This window comes from Thermoleptolyngbya sp. M55_K2018_002 (genome assembly GCF_015295965.1).
Lineage (GTDB): Bacteria > Cyanobacteriota > Cyanobacteriia > Elainellales > Elainellaceae > Thermoleptolyngbya > Thermoleptolyngbya sichuanensis.
Window position 1 is genome coordinate 1 of the sequence record NZ_DVEA01000236.1, and the last position, 3797, is coordinate 3797.

Consider the following 3797-nt stretch of genomic DNA (forward strand, 5'->3'; position numbering starts at 1 on the left):
AGCGACCTTTCTCTTCCGCCCCGCCTCATCCCTTTCAAACCCATGCTCACCTCCACCCAAGAACTGCTAGAAACAGCGCGGCGCAATGCCTACGCCATTGGTGCATTTAATGTCTATAACCTAGAGGGCGTGAAGGCGGTGGTGGAGGCGGCGGAGGCGTTGCAGAGTCCGGCAATGCTGCAACTGCATCCGAGTGCGCTGAAGTATGGGCGATCGCCCCTGGTGGCGCTCTGTCTGGAAGCGGCGCGGGCCGCATCGGTTCCTATTTCGGTGCATCTCGACCACAGCACCTCCGCAGCCGATATTCAGGACGCGCTGACGGCGGGGATGCGCTCGATCATGGCGGACGGGTCGCCGCTGCCCTATGCCGAGAACCTTGCCTTTACCGGCGACATGACGGCCCTGGCGCATCGCTATGGCGCGGTGGTGGAAGCGGAAATCGGGCGGATCAGCGGCACCGAAGACGGGCTGACCATTGCCGAAAAGGAAGCCAAAATGACCGACCCGGATCAGGCGGTGGAATTTGTTGCGGCGACGGGGGTAGACGCGCTGGCCGTAACCATCGGCAACGTCCACGGGGAATATAAAAGCCCGCCCCGGCTCGATTTTGATCGGCTGGCGCGAATCCGGCAGCGGCTCTCGATTCCGCTGGTGCTGCACGGCGCATCGGGCTTGCCCGCAGAGATGATTAGCCGTTCGATTCAGCTTGGCGTGTGCAAGTTTAACGTCAATACTGAGGTGCGGCAGGCGTATATGGCGACGCTGGCGGGACAGGTCTGCGGTGACGATGAGCAAGACTTGCTGGATGTTACGCAAGAGGCGATCGCCGCCATGCGATCGGTCATTATGGAAAAGATCCGTCTGTTTGGCTCCGACGGCAAAGCTCACCAGCACCAGACCCCCTACGCCGCCATGCTGCTGCACGCCCAGACCTGATTCCTGCCTGATCCCTGACGCTTGACCCTCGCTCTCTAAGCCCTGATCTCTCCCCATGCTCTATCTGCGCGACGTTAGCTATCATCCTGCCGCCACGCCCAGCCCGATTTTAAAGGACATCAGCCTGGACATGGCTCCGCAGCAGTTGGGGCTGATCGTCGGGCCGAGCGGCTCTGGCAAAAGCACGCTGCTGGAAATCCTCAGCGGCCTGGCCAAGAAAACGTCAGGCACGATTCGCTGGCGCGATCAGGACTTGAACCCGGAATATCTGCGGGAGCTGGCGGGGCTGGTGTTTCAGTTTCCAGAGCGGCACTTTTGCGGCAGCACAATTTTGGAAGAACTGCGGCTGGGCCATCCCGAACTGAGCCGCGATCGCCTCCATCACGCGCTCCAAGAAGTAGGTCTGGATCATCTCTCTCTGGGTACATCACCCCGCGACCTCAGCGGGGGCCAGCAGCGGCGACTGGCGCTGGCCGTGCAGTTGATTCGCCAGCCCTTTTTGCTGCTGCTAGACGAACCCACCGCGGGGCTGGACTGGTCGATGCGGCAGCAGTTGGTCAGCGTGCTGGCGCGGCTCAAGCAAGACTGGTGTCTGCTGGTGGTGTCTCACGATGCCAGCGAACTGGCGGCGATCGCCGACCGCTGCTGGACGTTGCACCACGGCCAACTCCAGTCCGTCGAGCCGTCCCTCTTCATCACTGCCAGCGCCTAGCCGCCGACGGCAACTCTTTCAGCATGAGCCACGCTGCCTCATTCCCCACGCTTCCCACCCTGCCCGAACTGTGGCAGACCACCCTCGGCTGGCAGCCCACCCCCGCCCAGCAAGAGCAGTTTCAGCAGCTTTATACCCACATCCTGGACGGCAACCAGCGCCTCAACCTGACCCGCATCACCGACCCCGAAGAGTTTTGGGAAAAGCACCTGTGGGACTCGATGAGTGGTCTGGTGGGGGTTCGGGAGTGGGGGCTGGGAGTCCGGGATTGTGAGAGGCGCGGCACGTTGGAAAATCCTCCAGCCCTCCCATCCTCCCTGCGGCTGATCGACATCGGCACTGGCGCAGGCTTCCCTGGCATTCCCGCCGCGCTGACCCTGCCCCAGGCTCAGGTGACGCTGCTGGATTCGACGCGCAAAAAGCTGGCGTTTTTGGAAACGGTGCTGGTGCAGGTGGGGGTGCAAAATGCCCAGACCCTTTGCGATCGCGCTGAATCGGTGGGGCAAGCTCCGCAACACCGCGAACAGTATGATGGGGCGCTGCTGCGGGCGGTGGCTCCGGCGGCGGTCTGTGCCGAGTATGCGCTGCCGCTGCTGAAGCTGGGCGGGGTGGCGGTGCTGTATCGCGGGCAGTGGAGCGAGGCGGAAACTGCTGCGCTGAGGCCGGTTCTGAAACTTCTGGGGGGGAACCTGGAGGCGACCGCCCCCTTCACCACGCCAATCAGCCGTGCCGCCCGCCACTGTTTGTATTTGCGAAAAACTGCGCCTACTCCGGCGGAGTTTCCCCGTCCGGTTGGGGTTCCCAGCCAGAAGCCCCTGGAGTAGCGCTGGATCGGCGGTTCGGATCGGCGGTTCGGATCGGCGGTTCGGAATCTGGAGTCGCCACCACGATGCGATCGCGCCCAGACTGCTTGGCTCGATAGAGCGCCTGATCAGCAGCGGCAATCAGTTGGTCGGGTTCCTCGTCGAGTTGGGGAATCAGCGTGGCAATGCCCTGGCTCAGCGTGACAATGGGCGCAGCGGACGAGGCGGCATGGGGCAGCGCCAGCGCTTTGATACTTGCCTGAATTTCCTGGGCGACCTGCTGCGCGCCCTCGCTGGCGGTGTTGGGCAAGATCATCGCAAATTCTTCGCCGCCGTAGCGGGCTACTAGATCTACGGCGCGTTTTACGGCAGCGTCAATCACCTGGGCCACCTGTCGGAGGCACTGATCGCCCTCCTGGTGGCCATAGACATCGTTGTAGGCCTTGAAGCAGTCTACATCGCAGAGGATCAGCGAGAGGGGCTGCTGTTCGCGCAGCATGTGCTGCCATTCTTGCGACAGGTATTCATCAAAGCGGCGGCGATTGGCGACCTGGGTCAGCCCGTCGGAATTGGCAAGACGCTTTAGCTCCAGGTTGGCGGCCTGGAGGGCGGCTTCGGCGGCTAGGCGATCGCGCATTTCCTGTTGCAGCCGCTCGTTTTGCGCCTGGAGTTGCTGCTGGAGTCGGCGCAGGGTTAGATGCGTCTCGACTCGCGCCACCACCTCCTGCACATGAAAGGGTTTGGTGATATAGTCCACCCCGCCTACCGCAAAGGCTTTTACTTTGTCTACGACTTCGCTGAGGGCGCTGACAAAGATGACGGAAATATCTCGCGTGCGCTGATCCGACTTGAGCTGTTCGCAAACCGTAAAGCCGTCCATTTCGGGCATCGAAATGTCGAGTAGCACCACTTCGGTTCGCGTAGCGCGGGCGATCGCCAATCCCAAAGCGCCACTGTTTGCAGCTCTCACTTCATATCCTCTACGCCGCAGCAAGCTCGTTAACAACTGTAGGTTGGCGGGTGTATCGTCCACAATCAGGATATTAATCACATCTACATCGGGTGCTTCCATGACAGACCCGCCAAGCTCGTTGCTAGAAGACTCTGCGTTAGATTTTTTCAAATGCCCTCTGATAAACTACTAGAGCTTTCAGACAAGATTTAGCCTCTTGAGCGCAGGATACCGGAGAAATAAACCATTTTGCTGTTTGACAGGGAGCGATTCAGCGCGGGTTTGTGGCAGTTTCAGGCGGACAGTCGCAGGCGGCTCGACCTGCTGTTTAAACCGTGATTGTATATTCCCTCATTCCATAGAGTTCCCGATAGTCTGTATGAGTTTGCAATAG

General features: G+C 60.7%; 4 protein-coding genes. 3 read left to right on the top strand and 1 reads right to left on the bottom strand.

From position 1 onward, the window contains the following. Positions 1 to 42: 42 nt before the first annotated feature. Genes IGS51_RS11705 through rsmG form a run of 3 tightly spaced genes read left to right on the top strand, consistent with a single transcriptional unit; the run spans position 43 to position 2472 of the window. Positions 43 to 936, top strand: coding sequence for a class II fructose-bisphosphate aldolase (locus tag IGS51_RS11705; RefSeq protein ID WP_297078557.1), 894 nt, complete (start codon positions 43 to 45; stop codon positions 934 to 936). 55 nt (positions 937 to 991) lie between these two features. Next, a complete protein-coding gene (locus IGS51_RS11710; protein WP_297078558.1) occupies positions 992 to 1648 on the top strand; it encodes an ABC transporter ATP-binding protein in 657 nt (218 codons plus the stop codon). 23 nt (positions 1649 to 1671) lie between these two features. After that, complete coding sequence (gene rsmG / locus IGS51_RS11715; protein ID WP_297078559.1) at positions 1672 to 2472, top strand: 16S rRNA (guanine(527)-N(7))-methyltransferase RsmG; 801 nt, start codon at positions 1672 to 1674, stop codon at positions 2470 to 2472. Here rsmG and IGS51_RS11720 read toward each other — a convergent pair. Further along, on the bottom strand, positions 2414 to 3574 hold the full coding sequence (locus IGS51_RS11720) for a diguanylate cyclase (RefSeq protein WP_297078560.1): 1161 nt from the start codon (positions 3572 to 3574) through the stop codon (positions 2414 to 2416). The two genes, rsmG and IGS51_RS11720, sit on opposite strands and share 59 nt — an antisense overlap. Positions 3575 to 3797 lie beyond the last annotated feature (223 nt).

What these genes read in the sequence shown, in the direction of transcription:
- IGS51_RS11705 (WP_297078557.1), top strand. Translation starts at nt 43, where the DNA reads ATGCTCACCTCCACCCAAGAACTGCTAGAAACAGCGCGGCGCAATGCC.
- IGS51_RS11710 (WP_297078558.1), top strand. Translation starts at nt 992, where the DNA reads ATGCTCTATCTGCGCGACGTTAGCTATCATCCTGCCGCCACGCCCAGC.
- rsmG (WP_297078559.1), top strand. Translation starts at nt 1,672, where the DNA reads ATGAGCCACGCTGCCTCATTCCCCACGCTTCCCACCCTGCCCGAACTG.